Consider the following 25090-nt stretch of genomic DNA (forward strand, 5'->3'; position numbering starts at 1 on the left):
CTCCAGGGCGTGCCCGCCCACGGGCGCGCCCGCCTGCATGTCGGCACCGGGGGCGGTCTGGCGGGATCGTCTCAGCCGCGCCGCGCGATGCCGAGCTTCTTCATCCGATGCTGGAGCGTGGACCGCTTGAGGCCGAGCCGCGCGGCGGCGCCGTGGCGGCCTGCGACGACCCAGTTGGTCTGGGCGAGCACCGCGAGGATGTGGGCCCGCTCGACGTCGGCCAGCGTCGCCGGCTGACCGGCCCCGGCCGGACGGTCCGGCCCCGCGCCGGGCTGGACCAGCTCGCCCTCGAGCGCGTCGAGGCCGATCTCGGGACCCGGGGCGAGGATGACCGCCCGCTCGATCAGGTGCTCGAGCTCGCGGACGTTGCCGGGCCAGCCGTAGGCGGTCAGGGCGCGCAGCGCGCCGGTCGTGAGGCGCGTGATCGTCTTGCGATGGCGGGCCGCGTACTTGCGGACGAAGTGGCGGGCGAGGGCCGGGATGTCCTCCGGGCGTTCCCGGAGCGGCGGGACGTGGATGGGAAAGACCTTGAGCCGGTAGAAGAGGTCCGGCCGGACGGCTCCCGCGCGCACCGCCCGGTCCAGGTCCAGGTTCGTCGCGGCGAGCACGCGGACGTTCAGCCGGATGGTCTGGGTGCCGCCGAGCCGCTCCATCTCCTGGGATTCGAGGACCCGCAGCAGCTTGGCCTGGGCGTCGAGCGGCAGCTCGCCGACCTCGTCCAGGAAGATCGTGCCGCCGTCCGCGAGCTCGAAGCGGCCGATCTTCCGGCTCACCGCGCTCGTGAAGGCTCCCTTCTCGTGGCCGAACAGCTCGGTCTCGATCAGCGAGGGCGGCAGCGCGGCGCAGTTGACGTTGATGAAGGGGCGGTCGCGCCGCGGCGACAGCCGGTGGATGGCCTGCGCGACCAGGCCCTTGCCCGTCCCCGTCTCGCCGGTGATCAGCACCGTGGAGTCCGTCGGCGCGACCTGCTCGATGGCCCTGAGCGTCCGGCGCAGGGAGGGGCTCTCCCCCACCAGCTCCTTGAAGTCCAGCGTCGCCCCGATCTCCTCCCGCAGGTAGACGTTCTCGCGCTCGAGCTGGTCCTTCAGCGAGCGGATCTCCTCGTAGGCCTCCAGGTTGGCGATCGCCTGCGACAGGTGGTGGCCCACCTGCTCGGCGATCGCGAGGTCGCGCTCGGAGAAGGCGTTGCGCCGTCGGCTGCCCAGCGCGAGAAACCCGTAGGGCCGCCCCTGGACCGACAGCGGGCAGAGCATGGCGGAGAGGACGCCGAGGGATTCGAAGTGCGGCCCCTCCGGAAACCGCTCCTGGGCACCCCCGGTGATCAGGACGGGCCGGCCCGTCGCCAGCATCTCGGCCGGCGCCATGCGCTCGAAGGGGTACTGCCGCAGGGGCTCCAGGTCGAGATGAAAACCGTCGATGTGGATCGGCTCGAACCACGGCCCCCGCGCGTCGGCGATGAAGCGGACCAGGCCCTTCATCTCGTGGGGGATGATCCGTTGCAGCAGGTCCTCGACGGTCGGCATCAGGCTGCCCAGCGTGACCCGGCCGACGACCACGCGGCTCGCCAGGGCCGTCAGCGCGTCCCGCTCCTCCGAGGCCATGACGGTCTTTAGCAGGGGAGCCAGCCGCTCCGCGAGCGCATCGAGGAAGGTCCGGGCCTCCTCGCCGAGCGGCGCGCGCGGCTTAAGCGTCAGGACGACGAGGGTGCCGATCGTGCGCGGGGCGTCGTCCGGCTGCTCGCCGCGCAGGACCAGGGGGGCGACGAGGAGCGACGACACGGCGATGCCGGCCTCCCGCGCGGCGCGGCATTCGGTCCAGGGGGCCGTCGCGGGATCGGCGCAACGAAGCGCCCGGCCCGCCAGGACCGCCGCTTCCTTCAGGGTCCCGGCGGCGGGGAGCTGGGCGATCCGGTAGCCCGGGGAGGCGGGATCGCGCAGGGACTCGGAGACCGGACTGAAGACGTGCGGCTCGCGGCTGTAGAGATAGAGCGCCGTGACATCGTTCCCGAGTCGGTGGGTCAGCTCCTGCGCCAGCCGCCGGTCGAACTCGCGGAGCCCCCGCGAGCCGATCAAGGCCGACAGGACTTCAAGCAAGACCGCGTCGTCGCTGGAAATGCCCATATTTGGGCACTGTAGCACAGGAGGTCTGGCCTATGAAACCAAGAAGTTTCAGGGTCGAGAATCCATGCATATCCGTTGGTTGCGGAACCATCGCCGCAACGGGGCGGGACGGGGAGGCCCGGTCGGCCTCGCCGGTTTGACCTCGGGATGGGCGGACGTGTAGAATACGCAACTTTCTTGATGGTGGGTCCGCCGGAACGTGACGTCGTGCTATAGGAGATTCTATGAATAGGGCCCCCTTTACGTTGGTCGACAGTCGAGGTACGAAGGCCCGACTGTCAGGGGTGAACCATCACCACCAACGAAAGGGGGCAACCAATGGTGTATGTCGGATTGGATGTCAGTGGCAAGAGCCTGGTGGCCTATGCGGTCAATGAACGGAAGCAGCGGGTCTATGCGGGAGAATAGCCGGCCACTCGGGCGGGCCTCCGGACGTTGCTGCGACAGGTGGGCGCCGGCCCCAAGCTGGTCGCCTTCGAGGCCGGGAATCAGCTGAAGTGGATCGCGGAGACGTTGAAGAAGCTGGACGGGGTCCAGGTCCATGTGGTGCACCCGAACGAGGTGAAGTGGATCACCGAGAGTCGGGGCAAGACCGATCGGGTGGACGCGAAGAAGCTGGCGGAATTGGCGCGAGCGGGGCTGCTGCCGCGGGCTGTGCATGTCGTGGAGGGGCCGGTGCGCGAGCTGCGCGAACTCGTCAGTGCCAGGCAGCAACTGCAGCGCAAGCGGATCGCGTTGATCAATACGATCCGGGGCTACGTGTACCAAGAAGGGCATCGGTTGCCGGAGCAGTTCTTTGCGGGGGCCGCCTGGCGGGAGCAGGTGGCGCGGCTCCCGGTGAGCGCCCCGCTACGGCTGATCCTTGAGACGTTCATGACGAGCATCGCGGCGCTGGTGGCGGCCGAGCAGCAACTCACCCAGCGGCTGGTGGCGATCGAGGAGCCGCGCTGTTCCCTCCTCGAGAGCGTCCCGGCCATCGGGCCGGTGGCCTCCCGCGTCCTGGTGAGCGCGCTCGATGAGGCCCGGCGGTTTGATGACCAGAAGGCGGTGGCCAACTATGGGGCGCTGGCCCCCACCATTTATCAAAGCGGGGCGGTTCGGCAACTCGGACGGATCAATCGCGATGGGCGGGGGGAGGTCCGGCGCGTCTTGCTGCAGTGTGCCCACACCGTGGTCCGGATGAAGAGCCAGGGGGCGAAACCGCTCCAGCAGTTCTTTACCCAGGTCATGCGGCGACGCGGGAAGAAGATCGCGGTGGTGGCCCTCGCGCGGAAGCTGCTGCCCACAGCCTATGGCGTGCTGAAGTCGGGCCAACCCTATGACCCGCGCAAGCTCGAGCCCGCGACGGCGTAGCGGGCGAACGACGGTCGGGCCAGGTTGTCTCACCCGGATGGACAGGCACAGGCAGTGAGTCCGCATATGCCTTGAGGCACGCACCTCGTTCTGGAGATTGGGCGGCTGTCTTTGCACCGGAAGGTTGGGCCTGCCTGTCGGCAGACAGGCGACCAGAGCCCGCATGGGAGGTTAACGGTCCATCTATATATCACCAGGGCCTCGTGTTGACTGTTGACAGAGGCCCTATTCATGGGAGGCGCGCATGGGTGGTCAGGGAGGCAAGCAGTCGCTCAAGCAGAAGAGCCGGAAGGCAAAGGGGAAGTCCCAGGAGATGAAGGCGCCCTTGGCCGTGACGTCAAAGGACAAGCCGGTCACCCCGATCGATGAGATCCGCCGGCAGGGGCTGGTGTTGGCCTGGCAGGGGATTGGCGAGGCGACTCGGCAGCGAACGGGGGGAGCGGCGGCGCCGGTTCGGCCGGCGGTGAGCCGGCCGCCCGTGGCGGTGAAGTCGGCGGTCAAGCGGACGGCGGTCGCCCGCTGAGCCGCCGCTTGTGCCGGGGGGCGTGTCTTGAGGCGCCGACGGTGCGGCTCTTGGCGAGCGCGATGAGGTATTGATCGCGCGGCCCGCGCCAGATCGAGAGGGAGCCCTCCCGGCTGAGGGAGTCGACGGCGGCAAAGACGCGGTTCCACGTACAGTGCGGGAGCGCCAGCACGAGCTCATCCAGCGTGCAGGGCGACCGGCGCTCCACCTCCTGCAGCACGTCGAAATAGACCGGCGGGTCCTCTTTCATGGCCGTGCCCCTCCCGCTCGATCACAGGGCCTGCCGAACCTGAGCCTCCGCTCCGGCCGTCACCGTTCCCATGATCAGGCGTCCCGTGAAGACCGCCCCCTCCTCGATCGCGAGCACCGGTGCCTCGACCGACCCGAGCAGGCGGGCCGGCGCGTGCAGCACCACCTTCTCCTGTGCCGTGATGTCGCCGTGGATCGTGCCGCGGCTGACCACGAGGGCCGCGTGGATGCGGGCCGTGATCACGGCGCCCTCCCCGACGAGCAGTGCGCCGCCGGCGTGGATCTCGCCCTCGACCGAGCCGTCCACGCGGATCGTTCCCCTGCACCGGAGCGTGCCCCTACAGGCCACGCCCTTGCCGACGACGAGCGGGCGGTGCCCGGCTTCCGGCGGCGGCGCCGGGCGGCGGGCCTCGCCGCCCTCCTCGCCGACCGGCCGCAGCAGCCTTGGGCTCAGCCTCTGTCCGCCCTGGTTCATCGATTCCTCCCTCGACGCGTGAACCGCTGCCTGCGGGCCCAGCAGGAACCGTGCCCGCCGTGCCGGGCGCCGGCCCCGCCCGGGCCTTCAAAACCAGCGCGTATGGCCGCCGGCGTCGCGCCGCGCTGTCATGGGATTGACCGGCCGGGCCGGCGCGCGTCGGAACCTTGACGGTCCGGAGGAGGTCGCCGCACCGGTAACACTCAAGTCCCTGGGGCGCCCGTCCGATAAGGAGCGAAGCTCTTGCTGTCGAGGATCGCATGCTACCCGCCCTGTCCGGCCTCTCGTCGCCGGCCCGACCGGCCGCCGGCCCCCCGCTCACGCCCGGCGAGTCCGTGCGCGCCCTCGTGCTCTCGACCGGCGAAGACGGCCGCGTGCTCCTGCTCGTCAAGGGAGTGCCGTTGACCGCCCGATCGGAGGTCGGGCCGCTGCCCGAGGGCGCGGTGCTCCGGGCGCGCGTGATCCTCCTTGACGGGGTGCCGGCGTTGAGCGTGGAGCGAGGGGCCGAGGCCGCGCCGGGCACGGCGCCGCCGGCGGACGAGGCGATCGCCCGGCTCCTCCGGCTCCTCCTGCCCGCGGAGGCGTCCGTCGGACCGCCGCTGGATCGTCTGCTGGCCGCGCTCCTCGCCGCGCCGGGCGCGGGGCCGGCCGGGCTCGCCGCCGAACTGACCGCGCTGCGCGCCAGGGTGCGGCTGCCGGACCGCGAGCCGACCGCGGAGGACCTCAGGGCCGCCCTCCGTGCGCTCGGCTTACAGCACGAAGCGGAGTTGGCCGGCAGCCTGACGGCCGCGGGCGGGACGCCGCACGGGGACGGCGAGCCGACCCTCAAGGCCTGGCTGCTCGACCTGCTGTCGCGTCTGTCTCCGGCCGACCGGGGCGCCGCCGGCCCGTCGGCCGCGATCGACGCCGTGATCGACTCCGTCGAGCGGGCGCAGGTCCTCAACGCCCTGAGCGGCCAAGAGGGCGGTCCCCTCTGCCTGGAGTGGCTCCTGGACTGGCCGGGGGCGTCGAGCGCGCGTCTGCGGGTCGAGGCGCGGGAGGCGGGAGGCGGGGCGGGAACACGGGCCCGGCGCCTCGGGCTGACGCTGCTGCTGGCCCTCGACGGTCTCGGGCCGGTGCGGATCGCCGCGGAGCTCGCCGGCTCCCGCGTCGGGGTGCGGGTGTTCGTGGAAGAGGCGCGGGTCGAACGGTTGCTGGCGCAACGGCTGCCCGCTCTCCGGGCCGGCCTGGAGGCGCAGGGGTTCGCGGTGGCCGGCCTCGCGGCCGCCGTCGCGGACCGGGCGACGGTCGCCGGCGCGGACCTGCCGGCGGTGCCCTTGCCCGACCTGGGCCTGGTGAGCCTACGCGCATGACGGACCGGGGGCCGAGCGCCGCGGCGCTGGAGTACCGGGCCGGGGAGGACGAGGCGCCCCGCGTCACCGCCCTCGGTCGCGGTGCCACGGCCGAGCGGATCATCGCGGCCGCGCGCGCCGCCGGCGTCCCCATCCGGGAGGACCCCGCGCTGGTCGAGCTCCTGCTCCAGCTCGACCTGAACGAGCGGATTCCTCCCGAGCTCTACCGCGCGGTGGCGGAGATCCTGGCCTTTCTCTACCGCTGCAACCGGGAATGGAAGGCCGCGCACGGCCTCGGCCGGGGCGGTCCGCATCCATGACGCCGCCCCCCGGCCGCGCCCGCCGGCTCGCCGCCGTCGCCCTGCTCTGCGCCGCGGCCTGCGCGCCCTCCGGGGCGGGCCCGGCCGGGCCCGCCCCCGCCGCGTCCGTCCGGGCCCAGGCGGCCCTCGCCGGGGTCTCCGCCCTGCCGTCGCCGCTCGTCGTCTCCGTCCTGCCCTTCGAAGACCGAGCGCGTCTGCCGGATCTGGCCTGGCTGCGCGGCGGCCTGCCCGACATGCTGGTGGCGGCGCTGGCGCGCAATCCCTCGCTGCTGGTGGTCCAGCGCCGGAGGCTGGAAGAGGTGGTTCGCGAACAGGCGCTGCAGCTCTCCGGCCGTGTGGCGGACGAGCAGGCCGTGCGCGTCGGGCGGCTCGCCGGCGCGACGGTGCTCGTCACGGGCAGCGTGAGCGCGGCCGACGGGCGTGTGCGGCTCGACGCGCAGCTCGTCGGCGTGGAAAGCGGAGCCGTCCTCGGGACGGCGGAGGCCGAAGCGCCTCAGGCCGAGGCGGCGGCCGCCGCCTCCGAGCTCGCAGCGCGGGTCGCGACGCTCTTCCCCGGCGCGGGGGACCGCCGCACCGAGACCGTCGTGGAGCAGGTCAAGGCCCTCGCGCCGGCCGCCAAGGCCAACGAGACCGGCGAGGCGCTGACCCGGGAGGGCAAGCTCTTTCAGGCGATGGAATCCTACGAGCGCGCCCTGGCCGTCCATCCGGGGTTTTCCCGAGCCAAGGACAACTACGTCGCGGTCCTGCGCGGGCTGGGCGGCGAGGACCTCGTGCGGACGGACGGCGACGCGGACGGGGCGCGCGTCGCCGTGCGGCTGGTCGAGCGGCTGGCCGGGGCCGGCCTGGCGGCGGAGCTGTCGCCCGCGCGGACGGAGCCGGGCCGGGACGGCTCCGTGACGCTGCGCGTGCCGGTGCGGGTCCGGCTCGACCCCGCCGCCGTGGAGGCGGTGACGGCGGCCGCGCGCGCGCTGGGCGGGCGGGTCGAGCCGGCACCCGACGCGCCCGGCGGGCTGGCCCTGTCGCTCTCGGCCGATCCGGAGACGAGCCGCATCTTCGTCCGGGCGATGGCCGCGCCGCGCCGGCTCTACCTGCGGCTCCAGGCCGCGGACGGCCGGACGCTGGCGCTGTACTCGCGGCTGCGCGACTGGCGGCTCGATGCGTGGGTGCGGCCGCTCGACGACCTCCGGCTGCGGCTGGACGTCGCGCGGGTGCTCGAGGCGGAGGCGGTGGTGCCCGGCCTCGCCCCCGAACAGTCGGCCGCGCTCGCGCGGGCCGTCCTCCTCGTGCACGCGACGCCGAAGGAGCGGGCGACGGTGCGGCTCGACGCGGCGGACGACGACCCGCTCGCGCGGTTGCGCCAGGCGGCGGGAGGATCGGTCGGGCGGGGGGGCGAGCCACCGACGGACTTCGAAGCGCTGCGGTCGCTCCTTCAGGAAGCCTGGGACCCGCCCGTCGTCGAGCGGCCGTGGAGCCGCGGCTACCGGCCGGGCAACGAGCGGACGGCGACGGTCACGATGGCGCTGGAGCCGGGCGCCCGCTCCGTCACGGAGGCGCCGCGCCTGCTCGGCGGCTCCGGCGACCGCGACTTCGACGAAGCGGCGCTGGAGGCGGTCGCCGCGGCCGTGCGCCGCTGGAGCGCGGCCGCCCGGCCCGCTCCCCGGCCGGCGGAGGGCGTCTGGCGCGTGCGGGCCCAGCTTCGCCTGCTCAAGGACGTGCCGGCGCTCAACCTGATCACGCCCCTCGGTCCCGCGGAACCCTGAACCCCAATACGTAGTGGGAGGGCTGCACGTAGGGAAATATGCCCGGGAGGGCGGGTGGAGTGAAAGTCCCTAGTCCACTTCGGGGGGAGTGTTCGGCAGGGTCCGCGACCGCGCCCGCGATGGTCCGAGCGGCCAAGCGGTCTGGCGTCGAAGTTGCCTGAGCCGCCGGCTGTCCCAAGAACCCTGACAAGAAATCCCCGCTTGTCAGGGGATCACCTGTCCGATATAGCTCGTCTTTGACCGTTGGTATCGGGACGCTGCACCTCACCTATCGGACCGGGCGTCAGCCTGTCGGAGAGGAAAGCCCATGAGCCAACCCCATGTCGTGGTCGTGGACGATGACGAGGGCATCCGGGAACTGTTGAGCGATCTCTGCGAGGAGGAAGGCTACCTGGTCACGGCGGTGGGGGACGGCCGGGAGGCGATCAAGGCGGTCCGCAACGAGCCGGTCCAGGCGATGCTGACCGATCTCCGGCTGCCCGACATGGACGGGATGGAGGTGCTCGACCGGGCGCTCCGGCTCAACGCGCACCTGGCCTGCATCGTCATGACCGGCTACGGGACGATCGAGGGCGCGGTGCAGGCGCTCAAGGCCGGCGCGTTCGACTTTCTCACCAAGCCCCTAAAGGTCGAGGCCGTCGCGCTCACGCTCAAGAAGGCGATCGAGTTCCAGGTGCTCAAGCGGGAGAACCTGCTCCTCCGGCAGACCGTGCGGGAGCGGTACGGGGCCGACTCGTTCGTGGGGACGAGCGAGGCGATCCGCGAGGTGGCGGCCTTCGTCGGCAAGGTCGCCGACAGCGACAGCACGGTGCTGATCCAGGGCGAGAGCGGGACGGGCAAGGAGCTGGTGGCGCGCATGCTCCACGTCAACAGCCTCCGCCGCGACCGGCCGCTGGTCTCCGTGAACTGCGGCGCCATCCCCGAGCAGCTCCTGGAGTCCGAGCTGTTCGGCCACGAGAAGGGCGCCTTCACCGGCGCGCAGACGACCAGGCTGGGGCGCTTCGAGCTGGCGCACGGCGGCACGCTGTTCCTCGACGAGGTGAGCGAGATGAGCCTGCCGCTCCAGGTCAAGCTGCTGCGGGTGTTGCAGGAGCGGGCCTTCGAGCGCGTGGGCGGGAGCCGCACCATCCGGGTGGACGTGCGGATCATCGCCGCGACGAACCAGGACCTGGAGCAGGCGGTGGCGGAGCGCCGGTTCCGGAAGGACCTGTTCTACCGCCTCAACGTCATCCCCGTGACGATCCCGCCGCTCCGCGAGCGGTTGAGCGACGTGCCCGTCCTGGCGGACCACTTCATCCGCCGGTTCAACGACACCAAGGGCACGACCGTCGGCGGCCTGGAGCCCGGGACGCTGGATCTCCTGACCCGCTATACCTGGCCGGGCAACGTCCGCGAGCTGGAAAACCTGATGGAGCGGATCGTCATCCTCAAGCGGAGCGGGACCATCACCCCCGACGACCTGCCGGAGGCGATCCGCCGCTGCGCCCCCGCCCCCCGCGCCGCCGCCGCGCCTACCGCGATCGGCGAGGAGGGCGTCCACCTCATGCGCGAGATCGAAGAGTTCGAAAACCGGCTCATCATCGAGGCCCTGCGGCGGGCCAAGGGCGTCACGAGCCGGGCCGCGCAGCTCCTGCACCTGAACCGCACGACCCTCGTCGAGAAGCTCAAGCGCAAGGGGCTCGACGCGCGGCTCGCCGATCAGCACCTGAATTGACCCCGCGCGCGCTCCGGCCGTCAAGCGATTGACCGGGGCGTCAAGCCGTCCATCACCGCCGGGCGTTCGTCCTGCTCCGTCCCGTCCGCCCCACGTTCAACCGGCCGGAATCCCGGCCGCTTCCGCCGCGCGCCGCCGGAATGCGAGGGGCATGGAAGTTGCTGCCCACCTTGCCGTGATGCGGCAAACCTTGCTCACCAGCCTGACCGTGACCCTGCTGGCGGCGGCGCCCTGCGTCGCGGTCCCGGCGCCGTCCCCGGCCGGCGGTTCGCCCGCGCCAGCCCAGCGGCCCCCCGGGGAGACCGCGCCGGACGGCTACACCCTTCCCGACCTTCCCGACGGGGGGCCGCGCGACGAGTCGCCCCTCGACGGTCCCGACGCGGAGCGCTTCGCGCAGGGCGTGGAGTCGTACCGCCGCGGCCGCCTCCCCTTAGCACGCGCCGCCTTCGCGCAGGTGCTCAAGGGGCAACCGAGCGGGCCGACGGCCAGCGCGGCCCGGGCCTTCCTCGCCGAGATCCAGGTCGCGGAGCGGCCCGGGCCGACCGGGCTGACGACGGCCATCGACGCCTACCGCGCGCTGGCCCAAGAGCTGCCCGACACCCCCAACGGCCGGCGCGCCCGCTGGCGGATCGGCGACCTCTACGCGGCGCTCGGCCTGCGGGTCGAGGCGCAGGGCACCTACGAGCGGGCGCTGGCCGAGCTGCCGGAGGGGCCCGACGCCGATCGGGCGCTCTTGGGCCTCGCGGTGAACGCCGTCGAGGGGGGGAAGCTCCCCGAGGCCGAGCGCGCCCTCGCACAGCTCCGCCGGCGGACGCAGGACGAGACGCTGCTCTCCTACGCCACCCTCTGGCTGGCCGACGTGCTCGCGGCGGCGCGGCGGCCCGTCGAGGCGGAAGCGCTCTATCGGACGGTCCTGGACCGCTGGCCGGACTTCCTCAAGCGGCGTCCGGGCTCCCTGCTGCGCTACGCGGGGCTGGCCATGGAGCTGGGGCTGGACGAGCGGGGCCGGCGCCTCTACCTCCTCGCCTACAACCTGCGGCCGCGGAGCGGCGCGGCCCCGGAGATGCTCGTCTCGATCGGCGACAGCTTCCGCCGCGGAGGGGACCCGGTCCGCGCCGCCCGGTTCTACGACCTGGCCGCCGCCCGGCACCCCGGCACCCTCGGCGAGGCGCTGGCCCGCCTGCGGCTCGCGGAGCTGGGCCAGGACCTCCTCGCGGCCGACCCCGAGCAGGCGCTGCGCCGCTCCGTGCGGGCGCTGGTGGGCGCGGGGCCGGTGCCGGACCTCGACCCGGTGCGGCAGCGACGCCTGCTCCGGGAGACGGCCGACGCCCATCGCGATCTCGTGCTCGGCAGCGAAGCCCTCTTCCACCTCGCCGCACAACAGCAAGTGGAGGGAGACCGCGAGGCCGCGGGCCGGACCTACGAGGAACTGCTGGAACGCGCGGGCCGCGTGCCGGACGACCCCTGGCCCGAGCGCGGCAGCCGGCGGTTCGCGGCCCTGCTCGAGCCGGAGATCCGGCTCGCCCTGGCGCGCGGCGAGGACTTGGCCGCGCTCACGCTCGCCCGCCGCCTCGGCGTCTTCGCGGAGCGGGTCTTCGCCGGCGGCGACCTGCTGCTGCGGCTCGCGGACGCCTCCCGCCGCGTGGGATGGCTGTCGGAGGCGGTGCGGCTCTACCAGGCGACGTTGAAGGATCGCGGGGCCCAGACCTGGCGCGAGGAGGCGCTGCTCGGGCTCGGCACGGCCTACGTGGGCCAGGGAGACTTCCGGGCCGCCCGCCAGGTGTTCGACCGGTACCGCATCCAGTATCCGCTGGGCCGACGGACGCCGGAGGTGCTCCGGCTCCTCGCGGAGGCCGCGCTGGACGCCGGCGACCCCGCGGCGGCGGCCGCGGCCTGCGACCGGTGGCTGGCGCGCTACCCGGACGACCCCGCGCGTCCGCTGGTGCTCGCGCTCTCCGCGCGGGCCCTGGTCGAGGCCGGGGAGCGGGAGAGGGGCCTCCGGCGCTACGACGAGGCCGAGCGGGCGGGAGCGTTGGTCGAGCCGGCTGCGCTCCTCCGGTACGCGGACCTGCTGGCCGCGGCGGGACGGGGCGAGGCGGCGTTGGCGCGGTACGGGCGGGCGCTGCAGGCGGACCCGGCCGGCGCGGGCGCGGACTGGGCGCGGTGGCAGATCGCGCGGATCCATCGCGCGCGGGGCGACCGCGCCTCCGCCGAGGTCGCGCTGGACGCCTTGTTGTCCGAGGCGGCCGACCCCGTGACGGCGCGCCTGGCGCTCGCCGCGGCGGCGGACCTGCACGAGGGAGGAGGTCGAGATGACGGACCGCGTCGAGACTGATCAGCCGAGCCTGCGCCTGTTGCAGCGGGCCTTCCGCAGCTTCGACCGGGCCGCGGGGACGGTGGAGGAGGCCTACCGGGCGCTGCGCGCGCGGGTGGAGCGCCTGGACCTGGAGCTGGCCGAGACCAACGAGGCCCTCCAGGCCAACCTCCGGGAACGGGAGGAGATGCGGACCCACCTGGAGGCCGTGCTGGAATCCCTCACCACCGGCGTAATCGTGACGGACGGCGCCGGGACGATCCTTCGGTGCAACGGGGCGGCCGAACGGCTGCTGGCGACCGGCCGCGACCGCCTCCTGGGGCGCCGCCTCGAGGCGGTCCTGGAGGAGGCCGGCCTGGACGGCGCCGCCTATCCGCTGACCGCGCCCAACGGCGCCGCCCTCTCCCTGGGGCGGGCCGTGCTCCGGGACGGGGACGGCCCGGTCACCGGCGGGCTCCTGCTCCTGCACGACATCTCGGTCCTGCGCCAGTTGGAGGAGCAGTGTCAGCGGCGGAGCCGGCTGGCGGCGATGGGCGAGATGGTGAGCCGCATCGCCCACGAGATCCGTAACCCGCTCGGGAGCGTGGCGCTCTTCACCTCGCTGCTGCGGCGCGACCTGGCGCGCGACCCGGAGCGGCGGCGGTACGCGGAGCAGATCGGGGTGGCGGTGGAGGCGATGGAGGGGGTTCTTGCCAACCTCCTCGGCTACACGAGGCCCGCCCGCCCCCGTCCGGGCCGGCACGACACCGCCGCGCTCGTGCGCGACGCCCTCTCGCTCGCGGCGCACGGTCTCTCCCGCCCGCCGTTGTCCGTCTCGCTGGCGATCGCCCCCGGCGCCGAGCGGCTCTGGGGCGATCGGGGGCAGCTCACGCAGGTCCTGGTGAACCTCGTCCTCAACGCGGCGCAGGCGATGCCCGACGGCGGGACGCTGACGATCGCCGCCGCGCCGGCCCCCGGGCCGGAGGGCGACGGCGGCTGGCTGCGGCTGTCCGTGGCCGACACGGGCGCCGGCATCCCGCCCGAGGTGCTGCCGCGGATCTTCGATCCTTTCTTCACCACCAGGGAGGCGGGCACCGGCCTGGGGCTCGCCGTCGTCCACACGGTGGTCGAGGGCCACGGCGGGCGTGTCGAGGTGGACAGCGCCGTCGGCCGCGGCAGCACCTTCACCCTGTTCCTGCCGGGCGGTCCGTCCCTCGCCAAGACGGCCGGGGGGCGACCGACGGGCCGACCGATCGAGGAGACCCTATGTACGCACAGCCGATGACGTCCCCGCTCACGGGCTCCGCGCGCGGGAGCCGCTCCGTGCTGGTGGTGGACGACGAGCCGACCATGAGGGCGGCGCTCACCGAGTCTCTGCGGCGCAACGGCTACGGCGCCGACTCCGTTGCCGACGGGCGCGAGGCGCTGGATCGGCTCGGGGAGCAGCGTCCCTGGCTCGTGCTGACGGACCTGCGGATGCCGCACCTCGGGGGGCTGGACGTGCTCCGCGAGATCAAGCGGCGGTCGCCGCGGACGGCGGTCGTCGTCATGACCGCCTACGGGACGGTGGAGACGGCCGTCGAGGCCATGAAGCAGGGGGCGAGCGACGTGCTGCTGAAGCCCTTCGCCGCCGAGGCGCTGGAGCGCATCCTCGCGGGCCTGGAGGCCGCGGACCCGGCGCCGGCCGGCGGGGAGGGGGCGCGTCCCCTGCTCGGCGAGGACCCGGCCATGGCGCGGGCGCTCGGCGCGGCGGAGACGGTCGCGGCGAGCGCGGTGACCGTCCTGCTCTCCGGGGAGAGCGGCACCGGCAAGGAGCTGCTCGCGCGCTTCATCCACGCCCGCAGCCCGCGGGCGCGGGGCCCCTTCGTCGCGGTCAACTGCGCCGCCCTCCCGGACGGCCTGCTGGAGAGCGAGCTGTTCGGCCACGAGCGCGGCGCCTTCACCGGCGCGCTGGGGCGGAAGGCCGGCAAGTTCGAGCTGGCCCACGGCGGCACCATCCTGCTCGACGAGATCAGCGAGATGAACATCGGGCTCCAGGCCAAGCTGCTGCGGGTGCTGCAGGAGCGGACGGTGGACCGCGTCGGCGGCCGCGAGCCGGTGCGCGTGGACATCCGGGTGATCGCGACGACGAACCGCAGCCTGCGCCGGGAGGTCGAGGAGGGCCGCTTCCGCGAGGACCTCTACTACCGGCTCAACGTCTTTCCGATCGCCCTGCCGCCGCTCCGGGAGCGGCCGGCCGACATCCCCGTCCTGGCGCGGCACTTCGTCGCCGCCTGCGCGGCGCGGAACGGCCTGCCCGTGCCCGTTCTGACGGAAGCCGCGCTCCTCGACCTGGCCTCGCGCCCCTGGCGGGGCAACGTCCGCGAGCTGGAGAACGCGATGGAGCGGGCGGTGCTGCTGGCGGGGGGCGGCCCCATCGGCCCCGAGCACCTGCCGGGGGAGGGGGCGTCGGTCGGCGCGGCGCCCGCCGCGTCCCCCGCCGCTCCCGCGCCGCCGCCGGCCGGCCCGTCGCTGTGGGAGATGGAGCGGGCCCTGATCGTCCGGACCCTGGAGGACCTCAAGGGCAACCGGACGCACGCGGCCAAGCGGCTGGGTATCAGCGTCCGCACGCTGCGCAACAAGCTGCGCGAGTACCGGCAACTCGCGGCGGCCGCGGAGACGGCCGCCGCGCGGCCGAGCGAAGGGGGCCGATGACGCTGTTCGACGCGACCATGGCCCGCCTGGAGCGGGCGCTGGACTTGCGCGCGGCCCGGCACCGGGTGATCGCCGCCAACCTCGCCAACGAGGAGACGCCCGGCTACCGGGCGAAGGACCTGCGCTTCCGCGAGGCCTTCGCCGCGGCGCGGCGGGCGACGCCGGCGTCGCGGCTCGCGGTCACCCACGCGCGGCACCTGACCGCCGTCGGGCCCGCGGGCGGGCCCGACGCGCCCGTCGTCGAGTCGCCGGCGGGCGAGACCGGCCCCGACGCCAACACCGTCAACCTGGAGCGCGAGCTGGCCAAGCTCGCCGACAACGCGCTGCACTACCAGGCGGTCGCCGCGATCGTCGCCATGCGGTTCCAGCAGTTGCTGGCGGCGATCCGCGAGGTCCGGTAGGCGCGCAAGGAGGGATCGTGGACCTCACCGACAGCCTCGCCATCTCGGTCTCCGCGCTGGACGCCCAGCGGCATCGCCTGAACGTCATCGCGAGCAACCTCGCCAACGCCCAGTCCACCAGCACACCGGAGGGCGGGCCCTACCGGCGCCGGCAGGTGATCTTCGCGCCGGTCTCCCTCGCGCCGGCCGGCGGGGCGGGCGGCAAGGGGCTGGGCGGGCTCACGGGCGTGACGGTGCGGCAGGTGACGGAGGATCCCCGTCCCGGCAAGGCGGTCCACGACCCGACGCATCCGGACGCGGACAAGGAGGGCTTCGTCCAGATGCCCAACGTCAACGTGATGGAGGAGATGGTGGACCTCATGGCCGCCCACCGGGCCTACGAGGCCAACGTCCAGGCGATCACGGCGGCCCGCTCGATGTGGCTGCGTGCGCTGGAGATCGGACGGTAGCCGCCTTGACGGTTGGTGATCGAGGGATCGTCGACCGCTGAGCGGGGCGCAGGGCCGAACGCTGCGCCCCGAAGGCCGGCGATGAAGAGGGAGTCGCTCCGGAGGAATCCATGGACGAGATCAGGATCGGAACCATCACGCCGACGATCCCGGCGGCGGCCGCGCAGCCGACCGGCCCCGCGGCCGGCGCGGCGGCCGGCGGGGGCTTCCAGGGCCTGCTCAAGGAGGCGCTCGCCGAGGTCAACGCGGCGCAACTGGAGGCCGCCCGCGCGGTGGACGCCCTGGCGGGCGGGGAGAGCCAGAGCCTCCACCAGACGATGATCGCGCTCCAGCGGGCCGACGTGAGCTTCCAGCTCATGATGCAGGTCCGCAACAAGATCGTGGGCGCCTACGAAGACATCCAGCGGATGCAGATCTGACGGGGTGAACCGTGGCCTGGCTTTCGTCGTTGACGGCCTTGCCCATCGGGCGGCGGCTCGCCCTCCTGGTCGCGCTCGCCGCGGCTGTCGCGGGGCTCGTGGCCCTCACGCTCTGGACCCAGCAGCCGGAGCAGGCGGTCCTCTTCTCGGGCCTGTCGCCGGAGGACGCGGCCGCGATCGTGGAGAAGCTCAAGGAGACCAAGACGCCCTACGAGCTCGGCGCGGGCGGCGGCACGGTGCTCGTGGACGTGGCGCGGGTCCACGAGCTGCGGCTCCAGCTCGCCGGCCAGGGGCTGCCGCACGGCGGCGGCGTCGGCTTCGAGATCTTCGACCGGAACACGATCGGCATGTCCGAGTTCGTGCAGAAGCTCAACTACCGGCGGGCCCTGCAGGGCGAGCTGGCCCGGACGATCGGCCAGCTCCCGGAGGTCGAACGGGCGCGGGTCCACCTGGCCGTGCCGGAGCGGCGCCTGTTCGGCACCGAGCCGGAGCGGCCGCGGGCCTCGGTGGTCCTCTCGCTGCGTCGGGGCGCGTCGCTGAGCCGGGCGCAGACGCAGGGCATCGTCCACCTCGTCGCCAGCAGCGTGGAGGGGCTGCAGCCGGCCCAGGTGACGGTCGTGGACGGGCACGGGAGGCTGCTCTCCGAGGCGGGGGAGGACGGCCCGACACGGCTCTCCGGCTCGCAGATGGAGTACCAGCGCTCGCTGGAGAAGGACATCGAGCAGCGGATCCAGACGATGCTGGAGCGGATCGTCGGGGCGGGCAAGGCCGTCGTGCGCGTCTCCGGCGTCCTCGACTTCCGCCAGGTCGAGCTGACGGAGGAGCGGTACGACCCCAACGGCCAGGTCGCCCGCAGTGAGCAGCGGCAGACGGAGAAGACCAACGGGACGACCCGCAACCAAGGGGCGGCGGGGCCCGCGGCGGGCGGCCCGCCCGGCGTCGCCTCCAACGTCCCGACCGGCGCCGCGGCCCAGGCGCCGGCGCCGGCCGGGGCGCCGGAGCAGTCCAGCAGCACGACGACCCAGACCAAGCAGGAGACGGTGAACTACGAGATCAGCCGGACGGTCTCCCGCATCGTCGAGCCGGTCGGCACGATCAAGCGCCTCTCCGTCGCGGTGCTCGTGGACGGCACCTACGCGCCGGCCCCCAAGGAGGCGGGCAAGCCCGAGGGGGCGAAGACCTACGTGCCCCGCTCCGAGGAGGACATGCAGCGCCTCCGGGAGATCGTCAAGCGGGCGATGGGCTTCTCGGCCGAGCGGGGCGACCAGGTGGAGGTGGTCAACGTGCCCTTCGACGTCGAGGCGGAGGAGGGCGAGGGCGCGGCCGCGGAGGCCCCCGGCCCGTCGGCGGCCGCCTTCGCGCCTTACGTCCGGTACGGCGTCGCGGCCCTGCTCTTCACGCTCATCCTGCTGTTCGTCGTGCGGCCGCTGGTCGCCGCGCTCGCGGCGGCGCCGGCGCCCGCGGCGGCGCCGCCGCTCGCGCTGCCGCAGGGCCTGCCGATGACGGTCGCCGAGGCCGAGGCGTCGCTGGCCTCCGGGCCGCGCACGCAACTGCTGGAGGAGGCGAAAAGCAACCCGGAGACCACCGCGTTGGTGGTTCGGCAATGGCTGAAGGGAGGAGCCTAGATGGCGACGGCGTCCCCGAGAAAGCTCTCCGGCGAGGAAAAGGCCGCGATCCTGCTGCGGGCCATCGGCGAGGACGCGGCCGCGGCGGTCATGCGACACCTGGAGCCGAAGGACATCCGCAAGATCGGCATGCACATGGCCGAGCTGTCGAACATCTCCCGCGAGGAGGAGGAGGCAGTCATCCGGGAGTTCAAGGACGCGCGCACGATGGGCTCGGTCGGCTTCGAGGGCCGCGAGTACATCCGCGCGATCCTGCACAAGGCGCTGGGGCCCGACAAGGCCTCCCGCATCCTGGAGACCCTCACGACGACCTCCTACCCCGGGCTGGAGTCGCTCAAGTGGCTCGACCCCCGGGCGGTGGCGCAGATCATCAAGGTCGAGCACCCGCAGACGATCGCGGTCATCCTCTCGCAGATGGACCCCGAGCAGGGCAGCCAGGTGCTGGCGGCCCTGCCGGAAGGACTCCGGCCCGAGGTGACGATGCGGGTCGCGCAGGTCGAGGACGTGCAGCCCGAGGTCCTCAGGCAGCTCAGCGACGTGCTCCAGGAGACGCTCAAGGTGAGCGGTCCCGGGCGCGGGGAGAGCATGGGCGGGGCGGAGGTGGCGGCCGAACTGCTGGCGCGTCTCGACAAGAGCGTGGAGAGCGGCATCATGGCCGTGGTCGGCGAGCGCGACGCGGAGCTGGCGGACGCGATCCGCGCCCTGATGTTCGTCTTCGAGGACCTGGTGAAGGTGGACGACCGGGGGATCCAGGAGTTGCTCAAGGAGGCCCCGAAGGACGACCTCGCCCTGTCCCTGCGGGCGGCGAGCCCGGACGTGCGCGAGAAGTTCTTCCGGAACATGTCCAGCCGGGCCGCGGAGATGCTCAAGGAAGACATGGAGGCGCGCGGGCCGGTGCGGGTGAGCGAGGTCGAGAAGTCGCAGCAGAACCTCCTGAAGATCTGCCGCCGGCTGGAGGAAGAGGGGCGGCTCGTCATCGGGGGCGCCGGGGAGGAATTCGTATGATCGCTGGGACGGGCGCGCGCGCCCTCCGGCCGAAGGGGGAGCCGGCGGCGCAGCCCTACGCGATCGAGTCGGTGGAGGCCGCCGCCGCGGCGGCGCGGGCGGCGGAGCAGGCGGCCCGCGAGCAGGCCGCCTACGATCGGGGCATCGCGGAAGGGGAGCGGCGCGGGCGCGAGGCGGCGGTCGCGCCGCTGGAGCGGCAGAACCGGCTGCTCGCCGCGCTGGGCGAGGCGGTGCGGGCGCAGCGGGCCCTCCTGCCGGCGGACGCGGAGGAAGCCGTCGCCGCCCTGGCGCTGGAGGTCGCGCGCAAAGTGCTCGGGGAGCGGAGCGAGGTGCTGCGCGAGGCCGTGGTCCTCCGGGCGCGCGAGCTGGTCGGCCGCGTCCGGGACGGCGGGCCGCTCGCGATCCTCGTCCACCCGCAGGACGCGCCGGCGCTGGAGGGGCTCCGCGACGCCCTGGCCGAGGCGGCGGGCGGGGCCGCGGTCGAGGTGCGGGGCGACGTGCGGGTGTCGCCCGGCGGGCTCCTCCTGGAGACGCCCTCCCGCCTGATGGACGCGCGGATCGAGGTGCAGTTGACGAGGATCGGGGAGGCGCTTGGGCGGCGGCAGCATGGTTGAGGCGTTGCACGCGCGGGTCGCCGCGGCCGAGCCGGTGGCCGTGTACGGCCGGATCAGCCGGGCCGTGGGGCTCGTGATCGAGGGGCGGGCGCCGATGCGGGAGATCGGGGAGGTCTGCGAGATCGTCCACGACGAGGACGGGGCGCGCGTGCCGGCCGAGGCGGTCGGGTTCCGGGACGACCGCGTGCTGCTGATGCCGCTGGGCGAGTTGCGCGGGATCGGCCCCTCGAGTCGGCTGGTCATGCTGGGGCGGCGGGCGACGGCCCGCGTCGGCCCCGGCCTGCTCGGCCGCGTGCTGGACGGGCTGGGAGAGCCGCTGGACGGGAGGGGCGCGCCGGTGGTCGCCGGGGAGCGGCCGCTGTACGGGGCGCCGCCCAACCCGATCAAGCGGCGGCGCGTCGCGGAGCCGCTGGACCTGGGCATCCGCGCGATCAACGGGCTGCTCGCCTGCGGCCGCGGCCAGAAGGTCGGGATCTTCGCCGGCTCCGGCGTGGGCAAGAGCGTGCTGCTCGGGATGATCGCGCGCCAGACCGAGGCCGACGTGAGCGTCATCGGGCTGATCGGCGAGCGCGGCCGCGAGGTCGGCGAATTTCTCGATCGCGACCTCACGGCGGCGGGGCTCCGGCGCTCGGTCGTGGTGGTCGCCACCGCCGACCAGCCTCCCCTCGTGCGGGTGCGGGCGGCCTTCCTCGCGACGGCGATCGCCGAGTACTTCCGAGACGCCGGGAAGCAGGTGCTCCTGATGATGGATTCGCTCAGCCGCCTGGCGCAGGCCCAGCGGGAGATCGGGCTGGCCGTCGGCGAGCCGCCGACGACGAAGGGCTACACGCCCTCGGTCTTCGCGCTGCTGCCGAAGCTGCTGGAGCGGGCCGGCACGGGCGAAGGGGCCGGCGTCGTCACCGGCCTCTACACCGTGCTCGTGGAGGGCGACGACATGGCCGATCCGGTCGCCGACGCCGCCCGCTCGATCCTGGACGGCCACATCCTGCTCTCGCGCGAGCTGGCGGCGCAGGGCCATTTCCCCGCCGTGGACGTGACGGCGAGCACGAGCCGCGTGATGCGGGAGCTCGTCACCCCGGAGCACTGGCGCGCCGCGCGGACCCTCGTGGAGGCCCTCGCCCTCTACCGGCGGTCCGAGGAACTGATCACCATCGGTGCCTACAAGGCCGGCGTCAACGGCCGGCTGGACCGGGTCCTGGCCAAGCTCGACGCGATCACGGCCTACCTGCGGCAGGACGTGAACGAGCGGGCGAGCTGGGCCGAGTCCCGGGAGGCGCTGCTGGCCCTCGCGGAGGAGCTGCGATGAACGTCACCGTGCTGCGCACCTACCGGGCCCAGCTCGAGCAGGCGCTCCGTGCCGAGCTGGCCGAGCTGCAACGGGCGCTCGACGCGGCGGAAGCCGAGCGGCGGCGGCTCGACGTCTCCGCCGAGGAGGACGCGCGCCGGTACCTGGAAGCCGCGCGGGCGGGGCTGCCCGCCGCCGAGGCGGCGGGCCGCTACGAACTGATGGAGGGGCTCGCCGAGGCCGTCCTCCGGGCGCAGGCGCTCGTATCCGCGGCGCACGAGCGGTGGCGGACGAAGATGGCCGAGGTGCTCGAGGCGGCGCGGGAGCGCAAGAAGATGGAGAGTCTGCAGCGGCGTCGCGCGGCCGCCGACCGCCGGTCGGTCGCCGCCGCGGCGCAGCGCGAGACGGACGAGGCGGCCTCGCGGGGAGGGGAGGGGCGTGGACCGGCGGAGAGGTGAGCGCGGGACGCAGCGCGCCGCCCGCCACCTCGGGCGGACCGGCTCGGTCCGGCCCGGGTCGCGCGCCGCGCGCGGCGGCCGGTGCTCCTCCTCTCCGTCTGCCGGGGGGCCCTGGGCGCGTCGCTGGCTTCTGCCGGCGGGCCTGTGGGCCTGCCTCCTCGGGCCGGCGGACGCGCAACCGGCTCCGGCTGCTGGCAAGCCCTCGCCCCCCGCCGAGGAGGCCCTGCCGGCGGCGCTGCGGCCCCCGTCGCACCAGGGACCCGCGCTGGCCGAGCCGAAGGAGATCCTCGCGTTGCTGGATCAGCGCAAGCAGGCGCTGGATCGTCGCGAGCAGGAGCTGCGGGAGGCGGAGGGGCGGCTCGCGGCGATGAAGGCGGAGATCGAGGCGATCCTGGCCCGCTACGAGGAAGCGGCGAAGGTGGCGGAGGAGCGCCGCAAGGCCTTCGAGGCGAAGCAGGCCGAGAGCCGATCCGCCGCCAGACAGCGGGACCTCGCCCAGTTGGCGGCGATGTACGAGGCCATGCCGGCGGAAGAGGCCGCGGCGCGGATCGAGACGTTGCCCCGGGACAAGGCGATCCGCGTGCTCCGGCTGCTCAAGGGCAAGACCGCCGGGGCCATCCTCGCGCAGGTGCGGCCGGAGAAGGCCGCGAAGCTGGCCGCGCAACTGCTGCCCGAGTAGACGAAGATGGCGAACGACGTAGCGGGACCGCGGGGTGCCGGGCGGGGGGCGGGCGAGCCGCCCCGCGCGACGGGGCGGGCCGCCCCCCGTGCCGAGGGGCGCCGGCCGAAATTCCGCCGCGAGATGGCCCGGGCGGTCGGCTCGCCGCCGGAGGCGGAGACGGAGCCGTCGGAATTCCGCTGGCCGGAGGGGCAAGGGCTCGACCCGATGATCGGGCTGGCGGCGACTGCCCGGCGGCTGGGACGGGGCGCGACGAAGCCCGACTTTCCCGAGGCGGCGACCGGCGGCGCCGTCCGCGACCGGCGCGCCCAGCCTGCGGCTCGCCCCGAGGAGCCGTCGCGTCGCCCCGCCGGGCCCGCGACCGAGGCGGGGTCGGAGGGGGGTGGCGGGCGGAGCGAGCCCGGCGCCGCCGACGAGGCGGCGGCTCGGGAGCCCGACGCGGGGACGCGGGCACGGGCAGACACCGAAGCGCTCGGGCGCCGCGACGCGGGAACGCGGGGACGCGAGGGCGCGGGGACCGACGGGGAGCCGCAGGCCCCGCCCGAGGAGGCCGTCACCCTCGCCGGGACGAAGGAAGCATCCGGCGCGCCGGTCGCCGGCGCGCTTGCGGCGACGGCGGCCGCCTCGGCGGAGATGGCGGGGCCGGCCGCGGCGGCGGAGCCGCCGTCGGCCGGCGGGGAAGGCGGCGCGGTCGCGCCGGTCCCGTCGCGGGGCCCCGACCGGGCGGCCGGGTCGGGACCCAGGGCGCCGGCGGGCGATCACCTCGCGCCAGCCGCGGTCCTCGCGGAGGAGGCGTCGGAGGCGGAACGCTACCGGGGCCTGCCGGCCGTCCGCCTGGACCTGGAGCCGGAAGACCTCGGCCGGGTCCGGCTGCACGTCGCGCTCGCGGACCAGCGGGTCTTCGCCGCGGTGGTCACCGAGCAGGAGGGGCTGCGCGACTACCTACAGGCCCAGCGCGACCGGCTGGAGGCCGAGCTCGGCAAGCAGGGCCTCGAAGTCGGGTCCTTCCTGGTCTCGACGAATCGGCGGGAGGGCGGCGAGCCGGGAGCGCCGCGGCCGGATCGCCCGGATCGCGCCGACCGCCCCTCCCGGGACGAGCAGCCGGCCGCCGACCCCACCGCGACCCTCCGGGCCGACGGCCTGAACCTCTTTGCCTAGTCCGCGGCAGCCCTTGCCCGCCAGAGGCTCCTGTTTCCCGCCCCACCCCCCACGGACTCCCTCCTGCGGCCTTTCCGGGGCTGTCGCACGGCGCACGGCTCTTGCAAGGAGCCTGGGCCGACGAATCGTTCCGTCCACGGGGAGACAAGAGATGGACAGCATCGCCGGACTTTCCCGTCAGACCCTGGGCGCGCCGCCGGCCGGCGGGCAGGCCGGCGCCTCCCCCATGGGGCAGGACGTCTTTCTCAAGCTCCTGGTGACCCAGTTGCAGCACCAGAACCCGCTCAAGCCGGTGGACAACGAGTCGTTCATCGGCCAGCTCGCGCAGTTCAGCCAGCTCGAGCAGACGAACAAGCTCGTGTCGCTGATGGAGCAGAACGTGGCCGGGACGCAGGCGACCCAATCCTTCGGGCTGGTCTCCCTGATCGGCCGTGATGTCCAGGTCGGCGGCGACCAGGTCCGTCTCGGCGAGGGGCCGGTGCCCGTCTCCTATACCGTGGAGGGCGATGCCGCATCCGTGGACATCACCTTCTTGGACGGCTCGGGTCGTCCGGTGCGGGCGATCCGGGCCGGTGCGCAGGAGGCGGGCGAGCGCCAGCTCCTCTGGGACGGACGAGACCAGGCGGGCCGGCCCCTCGCCGCGGGGCTGTACGGGGTGGCGGTGAGCGCGGTGGACAGCGGCGGCCGGCCGGTCGCGGTCACGCCGGGGATCCGTGCGCGGGTGACCGGCCTCACGGTCGAAGGAGGGCGGCCGAAGGTCCTGACCGGCGAGCGGGCGCTGGACCCGGCCGACATCCGGCGCATCTACTGAAGGGCCAACGACCAGTCGGGGGGAGCGCGCCATGTTGACCTCGCTGTACGCGGGATTGAGCGGCCTGGACGCCACGGGCCAGTGGCTCCAGGTGATCAGCAACAACGTCGCCAACTCGGGGACCGTCGGGTTCAAGTCGAGCCGGGCCCTCTTCGCCGAGATGGTCGGCGCCACCTATCAGCGTGGGGGCGCGCGCGGCGTGCCGGGCATCGGGACCAGACCCGTCCAGGTCGAGGGTGTCTTCGTCCAGGGGACCGTCAGCGCGACGGGCCAGCCCCTGGACCTCGCCATCGAGGGCAACGGCTTCTTCCACGTGAAGGACGGCGCCGGCCGGAGCCTCTACACGCGCGCCGGCGGCTTCGCGCTCGATGCGCAGGGGCGCGTCGTGACCGCGGACGGCAAGTTTCTCCAGGGCTACCTCGCGGACGAGAGCGGGACCGTGGGCGCGACCCTCGGCACGCTCACGACCGCGGCGCCGTCCGGCTCGGGTCGGGTTTCGTTCGCGCCGAAGGCGACCGAGAAGGCGACGATCGCCGGTAACCTGGACGCGACCGCCGCCGCCATCCCGGGCGGCTTCGACCGGGGCGACCCCTCCGGCACCTCCAACTTCGCGACCTCGATGACGATGTACGACGACGAGGGGGCCGGCTCGCCCGTCACCGTCTATTTCACCAAGACCGGGACGGATGCCTGGACCTACAGCGTCGTGGCCGGCGGCGCCGTCGCCGGCTCCGGCAGCCTGAGCTTCCGATCCGACGGAACGCCGTCGGGGGCCGCCACCGGGAGCGTCTCGCTGACGCTGGGGGGGAAGACCGCGACCGTCGAATTCGACTTGAGCGGGATGACCCAGTACGGCTCGGCCTCCGCGATCACCGCCCAGTCCCAGGACGGGGAGGCGGCCGGGACCTTCGAGCGGGTCGCGGTGGACGGCGAGGGGACGCTCATCGCCGAGTTCTCCAACGGGCGGTCCCGAGCCCTCGGCCGCGTGGCGCTCGTGGGCTTCGTGAACTCCCAGGGGCTCGCGAGGCTGAACGACAACCTGTTCGAGGTCACGGAGGCGGCCGGCACCGCCACGACCGCCGCCCCCGGCTCGGGGGGCCTCGGCCGGATCGTCCCGGCCTCGCTGGAGCAGTCCAACGTGGACCTGAGCGACCAGTTCGTGGACATGATCGCGGCCCAGCGGGAGTACCAGGCCAACTCCCGCGTGATCACGACGAGCGACGAGCTGCTCGTCGAGATCATGGGGCTCAAGCGCTAGCCCGCCTGCTCCGCGGCCGCCGTCAGGATTCTGACGCCGTCAATCTTCTCCGTAGCCCGTCGGTCGGCTGCTTGACGGATGCCCGCCCCCGTCCCC

23 protein-coding genes and 1 pseudogene are annotated in these 25090 nt (G+C 74.0%); 21 read left to right on the plus strand and 3 right to left on the minus strand.

Translation table 11 applies throughout. The features are described 5' to 3' along the window. Positions 1-71: 71 nt before the first annotated feature. A complete protein-coding gene (locus AC1U7O_RS14000) occupies positions 72-2120 on the minus strand; it encodes a sigma 54-interacting transcriptional regulator (protein WP_479895439.1) in 2049 nt (682 codons plus the stop codon). 426 nt (positions 2121-2546) lie between these two features. On the opposite strand from AC1U7O_RS14000, the pseudogene AC1U7O_RS14005 reads away from it, so the two are divergent. Both AC1U7O_RS14005 and AC1U7O_RS14010 read left to right on the plus strand, forming a co-directional pair. Beyond that, positions 2547-3473, plus strand: a pseudogene (locus AC1U7O_RS14005) (IS110 family RNA-guided transposase); the annotation flags it as partial. A gap of 244 nt (positions 3474-3717) precedes the next feature. After that, positions 3718-3996 (plus strand): hypothetical protein, encoded by a 279-nt coding sequence (locus tag AC1U7O_RS14010; protein ID WP_479895440.1) that lies wholly within the window; start codon positions 3718-3720, stop codon positions 3994-3996. Here the strand turns inward: AC1U7O_RS14010 and AC1U7O_RS14015 are convergent. Together AC1U7O_RS14015 and AC1U7O_RS14020 are read right to left on the minus strand one after the other, a co-directional pair. Then, on the minus strand, positions 3971-4246 hold the full coding sequence (locus AC1U7O_RS14015) for a hypothetical protein (protein WP_479895441.1): 276 nt from the start codon (positions 4244-4246) through the stop codon (positions 3971-3973). The genes AC1U7O_RS14010 and AC1U7O_RS14015 overlap by 26 nt on opposite strands. A gap of 21 nt (positions 4247-4267) precedes the next feature. After that, on the minus strand, positions 4268-4720 hold the full coding sequence (locus AC1U7O_RS14020; RefSeq protein WP_479895442.1) for a bactofilin family protein: 453 nt from the start codon (positions 4718-4720) through the stop codon (positions 4268-4270). 260 nt (positions 4721-4980) lie between these two features. Here AC1U7O_RS14020 and AC1U7O_RS14025 point away from each other — a divergent pair, with 260 nt between their 5' ends. The 19 genes from AC1U7O_RS14025 to AC1U7O_RS14115 all read left to right on the plus strand — a co-directional run bounded on the left by AC1U7O_RS14025 (position 4981) and on the right by AC1U7O_RS14115 (position 24994). Beyond that, positions 4981-6072 carry a flagellar hook-length control protein FliK gene (locus tag AC1U7O_RS14025; protein ID WP_479895443.1) on the plus strand — a complete coding sequence of 364 codons (1092 nt, stop codon included), beginning with the start codon at positions 4981-4983 and terminating at the stop codon, positions 6070-6072. Then, complete coding sequence (locus AC1U7O_RS14030) at positions 6069-6371, plus strand: EscU/YscU/HrcU family type III secretion system export apparatus switch protein (RefSeq protein ID WP_479895444.1); 303 nt, start codon at positions 6069-6071, stop codon at positions 6369-6371. Before AC1U7O_RS14025 ends, AC1U7O_RS14030 begins: the two co-directional genes overlap by 4 nt. Continuing rightward, the gene (locus tag AC1U7O_RS14035; RefSeq protein ID WP_479895445.1) at positions 6368-8131 is read left to right on the plus strand and encodes a CsgG/HfaB family protein; all 1764 of its coding nucleotides are present in this window, start codon (positions 6368-6370) and stop codon (positions 8129-8131) included. The genes AC1U7O_RS14030 and AC1U7O_RS14035 overlap by 4 nt, the downstream gene beginning before the upstream one ends. Positions 8132-8438: 307 nt before the next feature. After that, positions 8439-9845, plus strand: coding sequence for a sigma-54-dependent transcriptional regulator (locus tag AC1U7O_RS14040; protein ID WP_479895446.1), 1407 nt, complete (start codon positions 8439-8441; stop codon positions 9843-9845). Between the two features lie 151 nt (positions 9846-9996). After that, on the plus strand, positions 9997-12180 hold the full coding sequence (locus tag AC1U7O_RS14045; protein ID WP_479895447.1) for a tetratricopeptide repeat protein: 2184 nt from the start codon (positions 9997-9999) through the stop codon (positions 12178-12180). Continuing rightward, positions 12158-13423: a two-component system sensor histidine kinase NtrB gene (locus tag AC1U7O_RS14050; RefSeq protein WP_479895448.1), complete on the plus strand. Its 1266-nt coding sequence runs from the start codon at positions 12158-12160 to the stop codon at positions 13421-13423. Before AC1U7O_RS14045 ends, AC1U7O_RS14050 begins: the two co-directional genes overlap by 23 nt. Then, on the plus strand, positions 13405-14832 hold the full coding sequence (locus tag AC1U7O_RS14055; protein ID WP_479895449.1) for a sigma-54-dependent transcriptional regulator: 1428 nt from the start codon (positions 13405-13407) through the stop codon (positions 14830-14832). Before AC1U7O_RS14050 ends, AC1U7O_RS14055 begins: the two co-directional genes overlap by 19 nt. Beyond that, a complete protein-coding gene (gene flgB / locus AC1U7O_RS14060) occupies positions 14829-15233 on the plus strand; it encodes a flagellar basal body rod protein FlgB (RefSeq protein ID WP_479895450.1) in 405 nt (134 codons plus the stop codon). The genes AC1U7O_RS14055 and flgB overlap by 4 nt, the downstream gene beginning before the upstream one ends. Before the next feature lie 17 nt (positions 15234-15250). Further along, positions 15251-15682 (plus strand): flagellar basal body rod protein FlgC, encoded by a 432-nt coding sequence (flgC, locus tag AC1U7O_RS14065; RefSeq protein WP_479895451.1) that lies wholly within the window; start codon positions 15251-15253, stop codon positions 15680-15682. 110 nt (positions 15683-15792) lie between these two features. Then, a complete protein-coding gene (gene fliE, locus AC1U7O_RS14070) occupies positions 15793-16101 on the plus strand; it encodes a flagellar hook-basal body complex protein FliE (protein ID WP_479895452.1) in 309 nt (102 codons plus the stop codon). Between the two features lie 11 nt (positions 16102-16112). Then, entirely contained in the window at positions 16113-17726 is a 1614-nt protein-coding gene (gene fliF / locus AC1U7O_RS14075) for a flagellar basal-body MS-ring/collar protein FliF (protein ID WP_479895453.1), read from the plus strand. Beyond that, on the plus strand, positions 17727-18731 hold the full coding sequence (gene fliG, locus AC1U7O_RS14080; RefSeq protein WP_479895454.1) for a flagellar motor switch protein FliG: 1005 nt from the start codon (positions 17727-17729) through the stop codon (positions 18729-18731). It begins immediately after the preceding gene. Next, on the plus strand, positions 18728-19345 hold the full coding sequence (locus tag AC1U7O_RS14085; protein WP_479895455.1) for a FliH/SctL family protein: 618 nt from the start codon (positions 18728-18730) through the stop codon (positions 19343-19345). Before fliG ends, AC1U7O_RS14085 begins: the two co-directional genes overlap by 4 nt. After that, a complete protein-coding gene (locus AC1U7O_RS14090) occupies positions 19338-20651 on the plus strand; it encodes a FliI/YscN family ATPase (RefSeq protein ID WP_479895456.1) in 1314 nt (437 codons plus the stop codon). The genes AC1U7O_RS14085 and AC1U7O_RS14090 overlap by 8 nt, the downstream gene beginning before the upstream one ends. Continuing rightward, positions 20648-21088, plus strand: a complete 441-nt coding sequence (locus AC1U7O_RS14095; RefSeq protein WP_479895457.1) for a flagellar export protein FliJ — start codon at positions 20648-20650, stop codon at positions 21086-21088. Before AC1U7O_RS14090 ends, AC1U7O_RS14095 begins: the two co-directional genes overlap by 4 nt. Then, on the plus strand, positions 21069-21767 hold the full coding sequence (locus tag AC1U7O_RS14100; RefSeq protein WP_479895458.1) for a MotE family protein: 699 nt from the start codon (positions 21069-21071) through the stop codon (positions 21765-21767). Before AC1U7O_RS14095 ends, AC1U7O_RS14100 begins: the two co-directional genes overlap by 20 nt. 6 nt (positions 21768-21773) lie before the next feature. Continuing rightward, positions 21774-22925, plus strand: coding sequence for a flagellar hook-length control protein FliK (locus AC1U7O_RS14105; RefSeq protein WP_479895459.1), 1152 nt, complete (start codon positions 21774-21776; stop codon positions 22923-22925). Positions 22926-23076: 151 nt separating this feature from the next. Further along, the gene (locus AC1U7O_RS14110; protein ID WP_479895460.1) at positions 23077-23736 is read left to right on the plus strand and encodes a flagellar hook assembly protein FlgD; all 660 of its coding nucleotides are present in this window, start codon (positions 23077-23079) and stop codon (positions 23734-23736) included. 31 nt (positions 23737-23767) lie between these two features. Continuing rightward, complete coding sequence (locus AC1U7O_RS14115; protein ID WP_479895461.1) at positions 23768-24994, plus strand: flagellar hook protein FlgE; 1227 nt, start codon at positions 23768-23770, stop codon at positions 24992-24994. Positions 24995-25090 lie beyond the last annotated feature (96 nt).

The sequence above is a fragment of the Candidatus Nitrospira neuquenensis genome, assembly GCF_979578155.1.